Source organism: Nonomuraea sp. NPDC049624 (genome assembly GCF_040675255.1).
Classification (GTDB): Bacteria; Actinomycetota; Actinomycetes; order Streptosporangiales; family Streptosporangiaceae; genus Nonomuraea.
On the sequence record NZ_JBFAOR010000005.1, the window covers coordinates 1 to 15,387 of the forward strand.

Genomic DNA, 15,387 nt, shown 5'->3' on the forward strand with positions numbered 1-15,387 from the left:
TGGTGACCAGGGTGACAAGAGCCGTATAAACCGAGAGGTTTACGTACGGATCTGTGGGAGCCGGGAGGTGAGATCCCTCCCGGCTACCCGACCAGATCCGGAGTGATCGTTTCCCGATCTAAGCGAATGAAAGCTCGTATGGTTCGGATTCGCCTACGGCGGTCGGGAGACAGTCCGGCGTGGTTCGCTCGGCCGTCGAACGCATGAGCTCACAGTCATGGCCATGTGGCGCGATTCTCGCAGGCGGGCCTGCACGGGGGACGGCCGGCAGAAAGGGCCGCGGGCTGAGCGTCGCTGAGCAGGGTGATCGTCGTCGTGTTGGTGGCGGTCTTGCGGGTTACGGGTGACCTCGGTCGATCGGTCGGCGTATCCCGGGTTCGCCAGGGTGGTGTCGGCACGGGTGTTGGCCGAGTCGTTCACGCCGACAGAGGCCGAGATCGAACGGGCGCGATGCCGTACCCAGGATGAGAATCACCTGCTGGCGCTGGTGGTGTGGTGGAAGTCCTACCAGCGGCTCAACGCGGCGTTGGAGGAGCTGATCCGGCAGCGGTGTGAGCTGCCGGGTCACCCCGCGCTGGACGCGACCGGCCAGCCTGACACGCGCTCGCGCAGGACCGGCTCGGCCGTCACGGGCGCGGCGAGCCCCGATCACGTCAAGGCGTTCGCGACGACGGTCAGCTGGCCGTACAGGGCCTCCTCCGACAGGGTGCCGCCGTGGAGCGCGGGCTTGCGGCCGAAGCGGAACACCGGCACAGCGGTCACCTCCCGAGCCCACGGCACGGTGACCGTCTCATCCCATCGCACGCCCTGCTCGGCGGCCAGGGCACGCAGCACGCCGAGGCTGCCGATGTGGGCGCCGTCAACGAAGTGGGCCTGGAACAGCCGCGCGGTCATGGCCTCGCCCAGTCCCTGGTCGGCGGCCATGGCGATGAGCTGGTGCGCGTGCCGGGTGTCGGCCGTCACCGCTTTGGCGAAGTCCAGCGGAATGCTCTCGGCCGCCGCCAGAGCGTTGACCCGCGCCACCCCGCTCTCGCCGAACCGGGCCAGGCTCTGCGCGAGCTTCGACTCGCCGCCCACCGCGCCGGGCTCCACCTGCCAGGACCGGATCGTCAGCTCGACGTGCCCGCCCTCGGCTCGGAAGCGTGCGGCGGCTCGCCGGTATCGGGTGAAGGCCAGGTAGGACCAGATGCAGCTGATGTCGAGGGTGATGTCCACGGGTACGGTGTTCGTCATGGTGTCCAGCCTCGCCACTGCCTCCACCTGCGGCAACGCCCGTTCTCGCAACGATCGCTAACCTACGGGTTATGGAACGGCGTGACATCGAGATCTTCCTGACCCTGGCCGAGGAGCTGCATTTCGGTCGTACGGCGGAGCGCCTGGGCGTCAGCGGCGCCCGGGTGAGTCAGACGATCAAGCAACTGGAGCGCCGGTTCGGTGTCGCGTTGTTCCAGCGGACCAGCCGCCACGTGACACTCACCCCGGTGGGCAGCCAGCTCCGCGACGACGTGCAGGCGGGCTACCAGCGCATCCAGGAAGGCATCGCCAAGGCCGTCGCCGCCGGCCGGGGGTTCGCCGGGACCCTTCGGGTGGGCTTTTCCAGCCCCCTGGTGGGCGAGGCCATCATGGCCGCCGCGCAGGCGTTCCGCGCCCTCCATCCGGACTGCGAGGTGCGCATCCGCGAGGTGCACCTGTCGGACGCCTTCCGCGCGCTGCGCGGCGACGAACTCGACCTGCAGATCACCGAGCTGCCCGTCCGGGAGAACGACCTGTCGAGCGGGCCCGCCCTGCTACGCGACCCCCGCCTGCTGGCCGTCTCCGCGCGGCACCCCTTCGCCCGCCGTACCGACGTCACGGTGGAGGACCTGGCCAGGGACACGGTGCTCGTCCCCGCCGACGCGCCCGCCTACCTGCTCGACGCCCTCATCCCGGCGCAGACCCCCAGCGGCCGTCCCATCCGGCGGGAGCAGGTGCTGACCTCGCGGCAGGAACTGCTCACCCTGGTCAGCGGCGGCGCGGGCATGGCCGTCGTGGGCGGACAGGCCACGCGGTACCACTCCCGGCCGGACCTCGCCTACGTGCCCATCGCCGACCTGCCGCCGATCGAGTACGGCCCGGTCTGGCCGGTGGGCGGCCAGACCAGCAGGGTGCGCTCCTTCCTCACGCTCCTGCAGGCCGAGCTCGATCGCTGACCCAGGGGTTAAGGATCGTTTCGGATCTCGTCGTTGGTGCAGGTCGGCGCGGCGCCCAGGATGGAGGCATGACAACGACGAAGGAGCACACCATGACGAACCCCATCCCCGAGGAGTACAAGGGCGGCGTCCCCTACCTCAACGTGCACGACGCCAAGGCGGCGATCGCCTTCTACCGGGAGGCCTTCGGCGCGGACGTGCGCATCGAGATCCCCCGCCAGGGCGACAAGATCGCGCACGCCGAGTTCCGGATCGGCGACGCCGTCTTCATGCTGCGCGACGAGTACCCCGAGTACCGCTTCCGCAGCCCGAAGACGATCGGCGGCACTCCGGTCAACCTGATGGTCTTCGTCCCGGACGTCGAGACGTTCGCGACGCGCGCCATCGCGGCCGGAGCGCACGTCATCCGGCCGGTGGAGATGCAGTTCCACGGCGATCTGCAGGTCGAATTGGAGGACCCCTTCGGGCACTCCTGGTTCTTCACCAGCCGGGTGGCCCACATGGACGAGGCGGAGCTGAAGGAGACCGCCTCGGCGGTGAACCTCTGATCCGGCCGAGCCCCCGTCGCGGCGTCCGCCATCCTTGGCATCTGCGGCGACGCCGGCCTGCACACGCCGTTGTCGACGTTGCGCGCAGTAGGCCTCTGCCCGTACATGGCGATCTACTCGGCGCTGGTGACTGTCAGTCGTTGGCCATTTACAGTGTGGAGTGATTGCCTGTACGCGTGCACACCCGCAGCAGCCGAGCGGGCCCACGCCGACCATCTTCGCCGGCAGCTCACAGCCGTGCAGGCACGGCTGTGAGCGGTTGACCATCACCTTGGAAACCCTGCACGAGTACGCCGAGGCATCTGTCGAGACCGAGCGGACGGCGCACGCCCCGGAGCCCGCGATCGAGCCAGACGATGGCGATGACAGCGCAGATCCGGATGCTCAGGAGGCCGCTCCTGCCGTTTTTCCGAAACTGCGGGGCAGCCGCAGACAAGTGGTGATGTTGCTGGCCAGCTCACAGACGGGATTGAGACCACGGGAGATCGTGCAGGCTCTGGGCAAGCCGGACACCCGCTCGCAGGTGGAGACGATGCGGGCATTGCTGCGCCGCCTGACCGCGGACGGATGGCTTCGTCAGCTGGAGGACATGGACACGATCAAGCAGAAGCTCCGACTAACCAGCCTCATTCATTCACCCGTGACGACCACGGACCGCAATCGTGATCACTCACGCAGTTCCTTTGGGGCTGGGTCAGCTTCGGGGGCGGAGGGCCTTGATGGTGCGCGCGCAGGAGCGGGAAGCGTAGGAATGAGGGGGCCCCTGGACGTATGAATCAGGGCCAGCTCGGGCGCATGGCTTCACGCTAGCAGCCAAGATTCTGGTCACTTTGAGTGGCCATCGGTGGCGTAGCGGCTGCAAGGGCTTCCGACTGTTGCAGCCAGTGTCATACGGGCGGGGCCCGATGAGACGGATCGCTCAACGGACAACTCGCCGGAGCGCAGGGGAGAGCGATGGGACCGGTGGGGCCGGTCGCACCGAGCAGCCGCTGTTGCTGGGCGGGGTTGAACAGCCAGCCGATCAGCGACCAGAGCCCGAGCACCACGCACAGCACCACCACGTGGGTACCGGTGAACCCGAGCGCGGCGAGCACCAGCGTGAAGACCAGCAGACCGGCCATGCCGGCCGCCGAGGCGGCGGGCGTGAACAACGCCGCCGACAATGCGGCGAGAACCCGGCTGACCACCATGACCGGATAGTTGGGGGCGACGGCGGCGAGCAGGTTGGCCGCGACGAAGACCGCCATGGCCACGAACAGCGCGGCACGCCGGTTCCAGTTGCCTGTCAGCACCGCGAGTACGGGAGCGGCCGGCGCGTAGACCGCCGAGAAGATCGTGATCAGTTGGCCGGCCGCGCCGACGCCGACGCCGAGGCTCTGCCCGATCACGGGCAGCACGCCGCTGATCACGAAAGCGTCGGTGCCCAGCGCGAAGGTGCCCAGCGACAGCAGCAGGACCGGCTTGCGGGCCCGCCCTGTCGGCAGTACGGAGTGGAGTTTCATGCTGATGCCGTAGGGGTGACAGGTGTGGGGACCCGGGCGGCGAGGCCGGCGACGGTGACCGTGCGCAGCGAGTCCCGCCAGGCGCGTTCGGCCTCGCCCATCGCGGCGTTGATGAGGCAGGGGCGGACGCACTGTTCGGGTGACAGGGCGCCGCTGCCGCGCCGGCGGATCTCCGTGCACACGAACAGCTGGGAGGTTCCGTCGATCGCCTCGACGACGTCGAGCACGGTGATGTCGGCCGCCGGCCGGCCGAGGCGGTAGCCGCCCTTGGGCCCTGGCGCGGCGTGCAGTACTCCGGCCCGGGTCAAGGCGTGCAGGTGCTTGGCCAGATTGGGCTCGGCCAGGCCGTGGTAGTCGGCGAGGTCGGCACGACGTACGACGGTTTCGGCGGGCAGGCGTGCCAGCAGCACCACGCAGTGCAGACCCCACTCAACGCCTTGGGAGAGCTTCATGTGATCCACTCTAGACCTATTGTCGATATTGTTTATCCACGATTCAGCTATTAGGTAGGGGTTCGAGACCGGCAGGAGTCGTTGATCACGCGGGAGGTGGCCGAGCGACGGTCGCACACCCGGCTGGTCACACTCCGGGGCGACCAGTTCGTACGCGTCCAGGACTCCGCGGGATTCATCGGCGCGATCCAGGACTTCCCGCGAACGCTCGACGTCGCCTCCGCGTGACGGGCGGCTGACGGTTCTCCTGCCGAGGTGGTTTCACGCCATCATGTGGTGCACCGGCCGGAGAGGGAGAAACCGGCACAACATCCACGGAGGAGATCATTGTGGCCCGGCTGATCCGCAGCGTCCACGACGAGGCGCCGACCTCGTACGGGCGGTTCGTCCTGTACGACGCGTGCCGAGACGGCGAGATCGAGCAGGAGAGCGAGCACGGCGCGGTGGTGGCCGAGCCCGACGGCATCGCGCTGGGGGCCGTCGAGCTGGTGAGCCGGGTCCGGGCGCGGCTGGCCGGCGTACGGCTGGAGGCGTGGGACGCCGAGCCCGCGGACGCACCCGGCGAGTCGTGGGCGCCGGCGGGGCGGGTGCTGCTGTGGAGCCCCGGCGGCATCGTGGCGGTCAGCGGCACGGGCTACAGCCCCACCGGGCAGAAACTGCTCCTGGGACCGCCGTGTTTCGCCTACTGGCTGAGCGCCTGCACCGGCCCGGTGCGGAGCGAGCCGACCCCTTGGGATCCTGACGAGGTCGAGGCCGTCGAGGAGAGCTGGCTGCTACGGTTCTGGCCGGCCGCGGACGCCGCGGGGCCCGCCCTTCGGGGGGAGGACGACGACGGATGCAGGGCCAGGATGCGCGAGATCCTGGCGCTCGCCCCCGGGTCGGGGGCGCCGCGGGCGGCGGAGTGGCCGGCGCTGCGTCCGCATCCGCGCCCCGACCCCGCCACGGCTGTCATGCGTTACGACGCGTCGGTTCCGCCGGCCGAGTGGAACGAGCCGAAGGCCGGAGAAGGGCACGCCGACGCCACCGGCCCCGAGCTGGTGCACGAGACGCTGGGCGACCTGGTGTACGACGTCCTCGGCAACCTGCCGCAGAACCTGTGGTCCTGGTCGCGGCCCATGCTGGACGACTACGCGAGACGGTTGCGCGTGGACCGGCGCATCGGCCGCGAACTGAACCCCGACGGCGCGCCCACGCTCGTCCTGCCGGCGTCCAGCGTGCGGACGCCGTTCTTCGGCGTCGAGCCGGGTTTCAGCGGGCGGGCCTGGGTGTGGGGAGCCGGTGAAGACGCCTACGCCGACGTGCTGTCGGTCGACCGGGAGACCGTGGCCCGTGACCGGATCCGGCAGAACACCCTGTTCACCGGGATCGTCACCGTCCTGCGCGTGGAGAACGACTTCGTCGAGGTGCGCGCGGCGACGAGGGCGGAGGCCGCGCGAGTGCTCGACGTGGAACGGCTGCGCGGCTGACGTCCCGCGCACCCGGCGGCGAGCTCTTGGGCGCCGGGTGTCACGGCACCGCGAGCGCCCGGAGCACACGGGCCTCTCCTGGACGGTGACCGGTCTCACGGTGCACGGCCAGGGCGAGGTGGCCCTGGCGGACCGCCTCGGCGCGATCACCGGCGGCCAGCGCCGCCTCGGCGAGCACCGTGTACGCGAGCCCCTCCAGCAGGCGGAAGGAGCGTTCGCGGGCGATCAGCAGAGCCTGTCCGGCGAAGCCGGCCGCCTCCGCGCCGGAGTCCGCCGCACCCGCCAGGCCGATGAGCGCGGCCGCCCGGACGGCCAGATGGACGTCGCCGGCCAGGAACAGCGCCTGACGATGGTGCTCGGCGGCCTCGGCCCGGCGGCCCGCGCGCCCGCAGATCGTCCCGAGGCTGTTGCGCGCCATCGCCTCCGACAGGCGGTCGCCCACGTCGCGGCTGACCGCCAGGGCCCGTTCGGCCAGGGACCGCGCGACGTCGTGCTCGCCGAGCTCGCCATGCACCTCGGCCAGGTCGACCAGGCAGGGCAGGAGGACGGCGGACGACCCGGCCGCCTCGGCCCGGGAACGGGCGAGGCGCAGGTGCCGCAACGCCTCGTCGAAGCGGCCGAGCAGGCGGCAGACCTCGCCGAGGTTGCGGGCGATCATGCCGTCGGTGTCGCCGGGACGGAGCCGCAGCGCCCTGGTGAGATGGCGGTGGGCGGACTCCAGGCGCCCCAGCCGGGCGTGGACCGCCCCCAGGTTGACGAGCTTGGGCGCCTGCCAGATCGGCGGGCCGTCTGCCTGGTCGCGAGCGATGCCCTCCCGCAGGCAGCGGGCGGCCTCGTGCAGACGCCCCATCCGCAGGTGGAGGACGGCCAGATTGTTGCGGACGGAGGAGACACCCTCCGTCCAGCCGCCCTGCTCGGCCAGGGCGAGCGCCCGGGTGTAGAGCGGCAGCGCCACCGGGTCCTCCTGGAAGGCGTGCGCGTTGGCCAGGGCGAGCGTGGCGGCCGCCCGCCCGGCCAGGTCGCCCTCCTCGAACGCCGCCGCCATCGCCGAGCGCGCGCACGACAACCAGTGCTGCATGGTGCCGGTGTGCCAGAAATGGCTGCGCAGCGCGTCGGTGAGCAGCCATGCCGAGGTCCGGGGGCCCGACCGGGCCGCCTGGTGGACCGCGGCCACGAGGTTGCACTGCTCGGCCGTCAGCCAGGCGGCGGCGGAGGCCGGGTCGTCGAAGGAGCGGACGGCCACGCCCGCGGGCGCCGGGCCGAGCGGCAGCCTGGCGTAGTAGGGGTGGCAGCGGCCGACGGCGGCGCGCGTGTTGAGCAGGTACCAGGTGTGCAGCCGCTGCCTGGCCTCGGCGAGAGCGCCGGAGCTCTCCTCCGCCGCGGCCCGCTCCGAGGAGTACAGCCGCAGCAGGTCGTGGAAGCGGTAGCGGCCGGGCACGTGCTGATCGACCAGGTAGGCGCCGGTCAGCGCGGACAGCTGCCTCCTGGCGACGTCGGCGCCCGAACCGGTGAGCGCGGCGACCGCGTCGAGCGTGAAATCCATCCCCGGCACCAGGCTGAGCAGCCGGAACACCCGGGCCGCCGAAGGGGCCAGCGCCGAGTAGGAGAGCTCGAACGCCGCCTCGACCGCCGTGCCGCCGGTGCCGCCCGTGCCGTCGATCGCCAGCTCTGCCAGGCGGTCGCCGCCGCGCAGGGCCGTCACGTACGCGGCCGCCGTGCCGTAGCCGCCCCGCCGGATGTTGGCCGCCGCGATCCGCAGCGCGAGCGGCAGGTTCGCGCAGAGCCGGGCCAGCTCGGCGAGGACCTCGGGCGGCGTGTGGGCGGCGGCCGCCCCGAGGACTTGCGTCAGCAGGCCGGCGGCGTCGCCGGGGGCGAGCACGTCGAGCCGCGTGATCAGGGCGTCGCCGTGGACGTTGAGCCCCGACAGGTCGTTGCGGCTGGTGACCAGGACGGCGCTGTGGCCGCTGGCCGGGATCAGGGGGAAGACCTGCTCGGGACTGGTGACGTTGTCGAGCACCAGCAGCAGCCGCCGGTCGGCCGTCAGGGACCTGAACAGGGAGACGCGGGCCTCCACGTCGGGCGGGACGGCCCCCGGCCGCACGCCGAGCGCGAGCAGGAAGCTGGTCAGGGCGTCGGCGGCGGTCCTGGCGGCCTCAGGGGAGTAGCCGTGCAGGTTGTAGAAGAGCTGGCCGTCGGTGAAGCGCCGGCGGACCCGGTGGGACCAGTGGACGGCCAGCGCCGTCTTGCCGACGCCCGCCGTGCCGCTGACGACCGCGACCCTGGCCGCCGTGGGGGCCGGGTCGCCGGTGCCGAGATGGGCGGCCAGCTCCCGGAGCTCCCGCTCCCGGCCGGTGAACGTGGCGATGTCGGGCGGGAGCTGGGCGGGAGTGGGCGACCCGGCGGGCAGCGACGGCGGCGGACGCTCCGCTGACCGGCCGCCGCCGGACGTCACGGCCTGATCGGAGGCCACGGCAGGCGCCGGGGGCGCTCCTGGGTCGCGGGGCGCGACGGCCTCGCGGCGCAGCACCCGGGCGTGGGCGTCGTGGAGCTCGGGGCCGGGCTCGACGCCCAGCTCGTCGCGGAGCCGGCCGCGCAGCTCGCCGAACAGCCGCAGCGCCGCGGCCCGCTGACCGGCCCCGGCCAGGGCGCGCAGGACGCGCGCGTTGAGGCCCTCGTGCAGGGGCTCGGCCGCGGCCACCTCCCGCAGCCGCGCCAGCGCCGGCTCGTGCCGCCCGTGGGCCATGGCCAGGTCGGCATAGGCCAGGACGGCGGTCAGCCGCTGCTGGGACACCGCGACCACGACAGGATGGTGGGCGGCCCGCGGGGCGAGACCGGCGAGCACCTGCCCGCGCCACAACAGCAGCGCCCGCTCGTAGGCCCGCTCCGCCTCCTCCGGCGCGCCCGCCGCCAGGTGGGCGGCGGCGCCCGCCACCGTGCCGGTGAAGGCGAGGAGATCGCTCTCGTCGCCCGCCAGCCCCAGACGGTAGCCCTCGCCGGCACGGCCGATCAGGTTGGCGCCCGCGCCGGCCCGGACCCCGGCGAGGAAACCGCGCAGCCGCGACACGTGGGTGTGGACCAGATTGTGGTAGCTGGCGGGGATCTCCTCGCCCCACAGGAACTCCACGATGTCGGCCATCGTGACGACGTGGCCGGCGCGCAGCGCCAGCAGGCCGAGGAGCCGGCGCTGCATGGGCGGCCGCAGGTCGGCGGCGCACCCGCGCACGCGCAGCGTCAGCGGACCGAGCAGGCCGACCCGCAGCGCCGGTTCGGGGTCGGCGACGGGCAGGCCGGCCGCCTCCGCCACCAGACGGACCGACCGGGCGCGCGGATCGCGCAGCAGGCCCCGCTCGATGTCGCGCAGCGTGCGCACGCTGACGCCGGCGCGGCCGGCCAGATCCTGCTGGGTGACGCCCTCCCGTTTGCGGTAGGCGAGCAGGCTCTCCGCCAACTTCATGCCGACACGCTACTGCCCCGCGCCGACAGGATCTCCTGACCTCCTTCCGGTACGGTGCCGGTGCCCGCCGTCCCCGCAGGTCATCCGGAGGGTGGGGGCTACAGGTGGCGTCCAGCGCCCGGCAAACAGGCTCTCCTACGCTCGGCGTGTCGATCGCAGGGGGGACGATGTTCCGGTCCGTGGTGGCGTTCGCCGCGAACGGGGTCAGCTCGTACGGGGTGAGCGCGGTGAGCGGCATCTTCGCCGACCGCTCGCACCTGGGGCTGCCCGCCTTCTCCTTCACCGTCTGCGCCGAGGCCGGCGGCCGGCTGCGGACGGACCTCGGCCTGTGCATGCAGGTGGAGCACGGCCCCGAGGCCATGGACCGGGCGGACCTGGTCATCGTGCTGCCGGTCGGCTCCGGCACCCTGAAACTGGGCGAACCGGTCTCCCGGGCCCTCGTCGCCGCCTACCGTCGCGGCGCCGTCGTCGCCGCCTACTGCAGCGGGACGATCCTGCTGGCCGGCACCGGCCTGCTGGACGGACGGCGCGCCACCACCAACTGGCGCCTGACCGGCCTGCTGGCCGACGGATACCCCAAGGTCACGGTGGACCCCGACGTCCTGTACGTCGACGAGGGACGGGTGGTGACCGGGGCGGGCGTGGCCGCCGGCGTCGACATGTGCCTGCACCTGCTGCGCCGGGAGTACGGCACCGCCGTCTCCAACGCGGTGGCGAGGGAGTCGATGGTGGCGCCGCGCGGCGAGCGCGGCCAGGTTCGGTACGTCCCGGCGCCCTCCGGGGACGCCGGGCACGCCGGGCACGGGGACGCGGGCGGCGACGGCCGCCTGGCCGAGGTGCTCGCCATGACGCCGGACCGGCTGCGGGACGTCCTGACCGTGGACGACCTGGCCAGGAACGCGCTGATGAGCCCGCGCACCTTCGCCCGCCGCTTCCGCGAGGCCACCGGCACCACGCCCCACGCCTGGCTGACCGACCAGCGGCTCGACCGGGCCGAGGAGCTTCTGGAGACCACCGCCCTGCCCATCCAGGAAATCGCCAGGCTCGTGGGCTTCAGCTCGGACGCCGTGCTGCGTGACCACTTCGTCAGGCGGCACGGCATCTCGCCCCGCCGTTACCGGCGCACCTTCAGGGAGCGGGCCGAGGCCGTCCGGGCGCGGCAGACGTCCGGACGGCCAGGGCCCTTCCCCGAGCCCGTCAGTTCTCCTGACCCCAGTCGATCCCGGCAGAGTAGAACGACGTGCCGAAACCGGCTCCGGCCGACGGCGTGCACCCCATCCCCTGGGCGGTGAGCGAGCCGGTCCTGCGGCAGTAGTCGGCCCTGCCGTCGCCGTTCACGTCCGCCCAGGACCGGCTGGCGGCGTAGCCCCAGTCCAGGTTCGCGGAGACGATGTCGGGGCCGAAGCCCGTGCCGGTCGAGGGCATGCAGCCGACGCGGGCGTCGGTGTGGTTCTGCGTGCCCAGGACGCGGCAGTAGTCGGCCTTGCCGTCGCCGTTGACGTCCGCCCAGGCCCGGCCCGTCTCCTGGCCCCAGTCGAGCGGCTGGGAGAGGAACGACGTGCCGAAACGGTCGCCGGTCGAGGGCGTGCAGGCCATCGCCTGGCTCGTGGGGGCGCCCACGCCGCGGCAGTAATCGGCCCTGCCGTCGCCGTTGACGTCGGTCCACGCCCGGTTGCCGGTGTAGCCCCAGTCCAGGTTCGCCGAGACGATGTCGGGGCCGAAGGCCGTCCCGGTGGACGGCGTGCAGGACACGTGGGCGTCGGTGTGGTTCTGTGTGCCGACGACGCGGCAGTAGTCGGCCTTGCCGTCGCCGTTGACGTCCGCCCAGGCCCGGCCCGTCTCCTGGCCCCAGTCCAGCGGCCGGGACAGGAACAGGGTGCCGAACCCGCTTCTGGAGAACGGCGTGCAGGCCACCCGCTGGGCGTCCGCGCCGCCCACCCGCCGGCAGTAGTCGACCTTGCCGTCACCGTTGGCGTCCACCCACGCGCGGTCGGCGGCGTAGCCCCAGTCGGTGTTGCCGGAGTTGACCTCGGGGCCGAAGTCGGTGCCGTTCGAGAGCGTGCAGCTCAGGTACGCGTCGGTGTGGTTCCGCGTGCCGCGGACGCGGCAGAAGTCCGACTTGCCGTCGCCGTCGGCGTCCACCCACGCCCTGCCGGTGTCCTGCCCCCAGTCGAGCGGGCCGGAGGTGACCGTGATCCCGAACCCCGTACCCGTGGACAGCGTGCACGCCAGACGGCCGTCGCCGGCACGGCGGCAGTGGTCCGCCCTGCCGTCCCCGTTGAAGTCCACGCGCCCGGCGACGCCGGGGACGGACGCGCCCGGGTTCGGCACCACGCCCTGGAACAGCTGGACCTCGTCGATGTCGCCCTTGACGAAGGCCGCCGCGTAGTTGCCCCCGATCCGCAGCGGCGCCCGGGAGCGCCACGGCTGCCAGGCCGCGCTCATCGGCGTGGTGACCTTCAGCGTGCCGTCCACGTAGAGCCGCAGGTGGCGCTGCTGGGCGTCGAAGACGCCGACCAGGTTGTGGTACTCGCCCGGCGTCACCACCGAGGTGATCGCGAACGTGCCGCCGGACCAGTCGGTGGCGGAGGCGGGGAGCGCGAACACCCATTTGCCACCGTTGATCGGGTCGTAGTACAGGTGGAAGCCCCCGGCGACGAACGTCTGCGCCCGCCCGAGGTCTGCGTGGCGCACCCACGCCGACACGGTGAACGACTGGTCGATGCCGACCACCGCGTCGGCCGGCGCCACGTAGTCGTCCACGCCGTCCAGCCGCAGGCCGGTGCCCGCGTAGCCGGCGCCGCTCTCCGGGATCTGCGCGCCGCCGTAGAAGGTCAGGTCGCGGTACATGCCGGAGGAGTCGTACGCCGGTCCAGGGCCGACCTCGTCGAAGTGCCACTCGGCGACCTTGGCGTTGATCTTCGGGTCGGCCAGCGCCGCCGCCTCGGTGTCGGCGACCACCCTGTTCCACACCTGGACCTCGGCCACGGCGCCGTCGAACGACCCGCCGCCGACCTGGAAGTCGCCGGAGGCGTCCCAGGAGCCCGAGGCGGTCGCCGAGCCCTCCAGGGCGCCGTTCACGTAGAGGTGCACCTTCTTGGTCGCGGCGTCGTGGACGCCGGTGAGGTGGGTCCACACGCCGGCCCGCGGGACCGTGGCCGACCTGGCCGTCGCCGCGGCCGCGCCCGCCGCGTCCCGCGAGGTGACGGTCATCGCCCAGCGGTCCGCACCGGCGTCGTAGGACAGGGAGAAGGCGCGGTTGGCGCCGCCGGGCTGCGCGACCACGTCGCCGTCGGCCCCCTTGCGGGCGAGCTTCACCCACGCCGACACCGCGAAGCTCGTGCCGGTGTCCATGAAGTCGGGCCGCGCGGCGCGGTCGTCGGCGCTGTCCAGGCGCAGCGCGCCGCGCGGCCTGCCGTCGGGGCCCGGCAGCAGCCGGCCCGGCTCGCCGAAGGACGCGCCGCCCCCCAGCGTGAGGTCGCGCCCGTTCCCGGTGTCGTCGGACGCCGTGGCCGTCCCCTCGGGCTCGTCGAGCTTCCATCTGGCCAGCGCGGGCGCGGGTGAGCCCACGATGAACTGGTAGGTCCGGCGCGGCGACTGGTTCCCCGCGCGGTCCACCGCGATCACGGACAGGGTGTGGCCGCCGCCTTCGGCGGGCGTCCAGCTCACCGTGACCGGCGCGCCGGGCCTGGCGGGCGTGGCGGACTCGGCCGGCGGGTCGGAGAGGCCCCATTTGAACATCGCCACGTCCGGCGAGCTCGCGAAGGTGAACGTGCCGGTCTGTCCCACGCCGCCCGAGACCGTGTCGCCCTCCTGGTAGACGTCGCCGGTCACCCGCGCCGCGTCCGGCCTGACGGTGTCGGTGACGAACTCGCACCTGACGGACTCAGCGCCGGTGGCGTGCGCGTCCGACGCGGTCGCCCAGAAGCTGTAGGTGGCGTTCTCCGCGATGCCGGAGGACGGCGTGACCACCGCGGTCGCGCCCGACGGCACGCCGTGCTGATCCAGCGGCCCCTGCCGGGGCGACCACTCGGCGGGAGTGCCGTCGTCGTGGATGAGCTGCCAGTAGAAGGAGGTCTTCAGGCCCTCGCCGTCCCCGTCGGACACGCGGGCCCGCCAGGTCGGGGTGAGCGTGCTGACGTACGGCCGCGAGGCGCCCGTCGCGCACGCCTTGCCGTCCACCGTCAGGTCGGCGGGCGCGGCCGGGACGATGTTGGTGCTGACGATCAGCCGGGCCGTGGTCGCGTCGAACTTCTTCCAGCCCGCCGACGTGCCCTCGTCGGCGGCCCGCAACCCGAAGGTGAGCCAGCCCGCGTGCTGGCGGTCCGACACCACCCACGAGGGCAGCGCGAACTCGGTGAACGTCCTGGCGTAGTGGCAGCTGTTGTTCGCCACGCCGACGACCTCCGTCCCGCTCCACTTCCACGCGTCCAGGTCCCACGTCGTGCCGGGGCTCAGCGTCGTCGGGACGGTGTGCAGCCACGTCGTGCTGTCGGCGCACGAGGCCGAGCTCAGCAGGTCGATGGTGAACCGGGCGCCGTCGAGGATCTGCCTGCCCTGGAAGGGCGCGGCGGAGAACTGGAACATGGACCGGTAGCGGGAGTAGGCGGCGCCGTCGTTGCCGTCCGGGTAGTAGCCGACCTTGGCGCACTCGGTCTCCCAGCCGCCTGAGCAGTTGCTGCGGTCGTAGCTCCAGTACGACGTGCCCTTCGCCGCTTCGTTGATCATCGTCCAGTACGTGTAGCCGATGGTCGGGTCGACGTACAGCGGGAAGGCGGCGGCCGGGTCGGCGAGCAGGCGCGGGTCCGGCTTCAGGACCAGCCGCCCTTGCCGCACGCTCAGCCCGACGGCCGCGGTCCTGGCGTCCTCCGCGGGGGCGGCGGCGGAGGAGCCGCGTCCCGAGGAGTCCCACATCGCCGGGGCGTCGGCGGAGAACAGCGCGCGACCCGACCTGTCCACGGCGCGCGGCCCGTCCCAGGTCAGGCCCGACAGCGTGGTGGTCAGCGAGACCTCGCGCAGCGCCGGGTCGCGCGCCGCCTCGCGGGTCCTCACCACCAGCACGAAGGAGAAGCCGGTGCCCAGCGCCGTGGCCACCAGGTCGAGCCCCGGCCGCACGTCGCGATAGGTCGCCCGCGCGCCGTCCACCTCGGGCGCCGGCAGCGGCTCCGGCCAGGAGAGGGTCAGCTCGCCGCCGTCGCGCCCGGCCCGCACCAGCGGGCCGGGCCCGCCGCCCGAGAAGCGCACGTCCGCGGTGGTGGCCCTCGCCGCCAGCGTCCCGTCCGCACCCCGTGTCAACGTGGTGTCCGGCTTCGTCCAGCTTCCGTCGGCGTGCCGCACCCGCTGAGGGGAGGCGTACTGCTCGACGGTGCCGGTCCCGTCGGGGTTGGCGAAGACCTGCGTGGTGGGGGTGCGCTCGCTCTCGACCTCGACCCGGTCGTCGCACGCCCTGGCCATCGCCAGCGCGACGGCGGCCTTCGCCGCCGACGCCGCGCAGACCGGTTCCTGGGACGGTGGCCGCGCGACGGCGGGTCCGGCGACCATCACCGTGCCCACCGCCGTGCTGGTCACCGTGGCCATCACCAGCGCCACGGCGGCGGCGCGGGCCTTGAGGCGCCGGCGCGGACTGCGTAACAGGGCTGACATTCATCCCCCATCAGTGGCGAAACGTTAGACGTGGCACGCTAACCACCGATCAGCCCAATCGGCCGACTTTGGCTCTCATCACGCGAAAAATGGCGCTCATTAGGCGTTTTTAAATGGTCGAGGGCTCTTGGCG

11 protein-coding genes are annotated in these 15,387 nt (G+C 72.7%); 6 read left to right on the forward strand and 5 right to left on the reverse strand.

The genetic code is table 11. The features are described 5' to 3' along the window. Positions 1–648: 648 nt before the first annotated feature. Complete coding sequence (locus AB0J76_RS20810) at positions 649–1,233, reverse strand: DsbA family protein (protein ID WP_352328406.1); 585 nt, start codon at positions 1,231–1,233, stop codon at positions 649–651. A gap of 71 nt (positions 1,234–1,304) precedes the next feature. On the opposite strand from AB0J76_RS20810, the gene AB0J76_RS20815 reads away from it, so the two are divergent. From AB0J76_RS20815 to AB0J76_RS20825, 3 genes are all read left to right on the forward strand, one after another. Beyond that, positions 1,305–2,189, forward strand: coding sequence for a LysR family transcriptional regulator (locus AB0J76_RS20815; RefSeq protein ID WP_352328405.1), 885 nt, complete (start codon positions 1,305–1,307; stop codon positions 2,187–2,189). A gap of 68 nt (positions 2,190–2,257) precedes the next feature. Continuing rightward, positions 2,258–2,737 carry a VOC family protein gene (locus AB0J76_RS20820; RefSeq protein WP_352328404.1) on the forward strand — a complete coding sequence of 160 codons (480 nt, stop codon included), beginning with the start codon at positions 2,258–2,260 and terminating at the stop codon, positions 2,735–2,737. A gap of 259 nt (positions 2,738–2,996) precedes the next feature. Then, positions 2,997–3,512 carry a hypothetical protein gene (locus tag AB0J76_RS20825; protein WP_352328403.1) on the forward strand — a complete coding sequence of 172 codons (516 nt, stop codon included), beginning with the start codon at positions 2,997–2,999 and terminating at the stop codon, positions 3,510–3,512. 112 nt (positions 3,513–3,624) lie between these two features. Here AB0J76_RS20825 and AB0J76_RS20830 read toward each other — a convergent pair whose 3' ends face one another. After that, positions 3,625–4,239 carry an MFS transporter gene (locus AB0J76_RS20830; protein WP_352328402.1) on the reverse strand — a complete coding sequence of 205 codons (615 nt, stop codon included), beginning with the start codon at positions 4,237–4,239 and terminating at the stop codon, positions 3,625–3,627. Further along, positions 4,236–4,691: an Rrf2 family transcriptional regulator gene (locus tag AB0J76_RS20835; protein WP_352328401.1), complete on the reverse strand. Its 456-nt coding sequence runs from the start codon at positions 4,689–4,691 to the stop codon at positions 4,236–4,238. Before AB0J76_RS20835 ends, AB0J76_RS20830 begins: the two co-directional genes overlap by 4 nt. A gap of 81 nt (positions 4,692–4,772) precedes the next feature. On the opposite strand from AB0J76_RS20835, the gene AB0J76_RS20840 reads away from it, so the two are divergent. Together AB0J76_RS20840 and AB0J76_RS20845 are read left to right on the forward strand one after the other, a co-directional pair. Beyond that, the gene (locus tag AB0J76_RS20840; RefSeq protein ID WP_352328400.1) at positions 4,773–4,919 is read left to right on the forward strand and encodes a hypothetical protein; all 147 of its coding nucleotides are present in this window, start codon (positions 4,773–4,775) and stop codon (positions 4,917–4,919) included. 101 nt (positions 4,920–5,020) lie between these two features. Beyond that, entirely contained in the window at positions 5,021–6,157 is a 1,137-nt protein-coding gene (locus AB0J76_RS20845; protein ID WP_352328399.1) for a hypothetical protein, read from the forward strand. Positions 6,158–6,197: 40 nt separating this feature from the next. Here the strand turns inward: AB0J76_RS20845 and AB0J76_RS20850 are convergent, their stop codons facing one another. After that, positions 6,198–9,611 carry a tetratricopeptide repeat protein gene (locus AB0J76_RS20850; RefSeq protein WP_364390162.1) on the reverse strand — a complete coding sequence of 1,138 codons (3,414 nt, stop codon included), beginning with the start codon at positions 9,609–9,611 and terminating at the stop codon, positions 6,198–6,200. A gap of 146 nt (positions 9,612–9,757) precedes the next feature. Between AB0J76_RS20850 and AB0J76_RS20855 the strand changes: the two genes are divergently transcribed. After that, on the forward strand, positions 9,758–10,903 hold the full coding sequence (locus AB0J76_RS20855; protein WP_364390164.1) for a helix-turn-helix domain-containing protein: 1,146 nt from the start codon (positions 9,758–9,760) through the stop codon (positions 10,901–10,903). On the opposite strand, the gene AB0J76_RS20860 is transcribed toward AB0J76_RS20855, so the two are convergent. After that, positions 10,809–15,254: a LamG domain-containing protein gene (locus AB0J76_RS20860; RefSeq protein ID WP_364390166.1), complete on the reverse strand. Its 4,446-nt coding sequence runs from the start codon at positions 15,252–15,254 to the stop codon at positions 10,809–10,811. The two genes, AB0J76_RS20855 and AB0J76_RS20860, sit on opposite strands and share 95 nt — an antisense overlap. Between the last annotated feature and the right edge of the window lie 133 nt (positions 15,255–15,387).

Bases quoted from the DNA above. Each gene is read 5' to 3' on its own strand.
- AB0J76_RS20810 (WP_352328406.1), bottom strand. From the start codon at position 1,233: ATGACGAACACCGTACCCGTGGACATCACCCTCGACATCAGCTGCATC.
- AB0J76_RS20815 (WP_352328405.1), top strand. From the start codon at position 1,305: ATGGAACGGCGTGACATCGAGATCTTCCTGACCCTGGCCGAGGAGCTG.
- AB0J76_RS20820 (WP_352328404.1), top strand. From the start codon at position 2,258: ATGACAACGACGAAGGAGCACACCATGACGAACCCCATCCCCGAGGAG.
- AB0J76_RS20830 (WP_352328402.1), bottom strand. From the start codon at position 4,239: ATGAAACTCCACTCCGTACTGCCGACAGGGCGGGCCCGCAAGCCGGTC.
- AB0J76_RS20835 (WP_352328401.1), bottom strand. From the start codon at position 4,691: ATGAAGCTCTCCCAAGGCGTTGAGTGGGGTCTGCACTGCGTGGTGCTG.
- AB0J76_RS20850 (WP_364390162.1), bottom strand. From the start codon at position 9,611: ATGAAGTTGGCGGAGAGCCTGCTCGCCTACCGCAAACGGGAGGGCGTC.
- AB0J76_RS20860 (WP_364390166.1), bottom strand. From the start codon at position 15,254: ATGTCAGCCCTGTTACGCAGTCCGCGCCGGCGCCTCAAGGCCCGCGCC.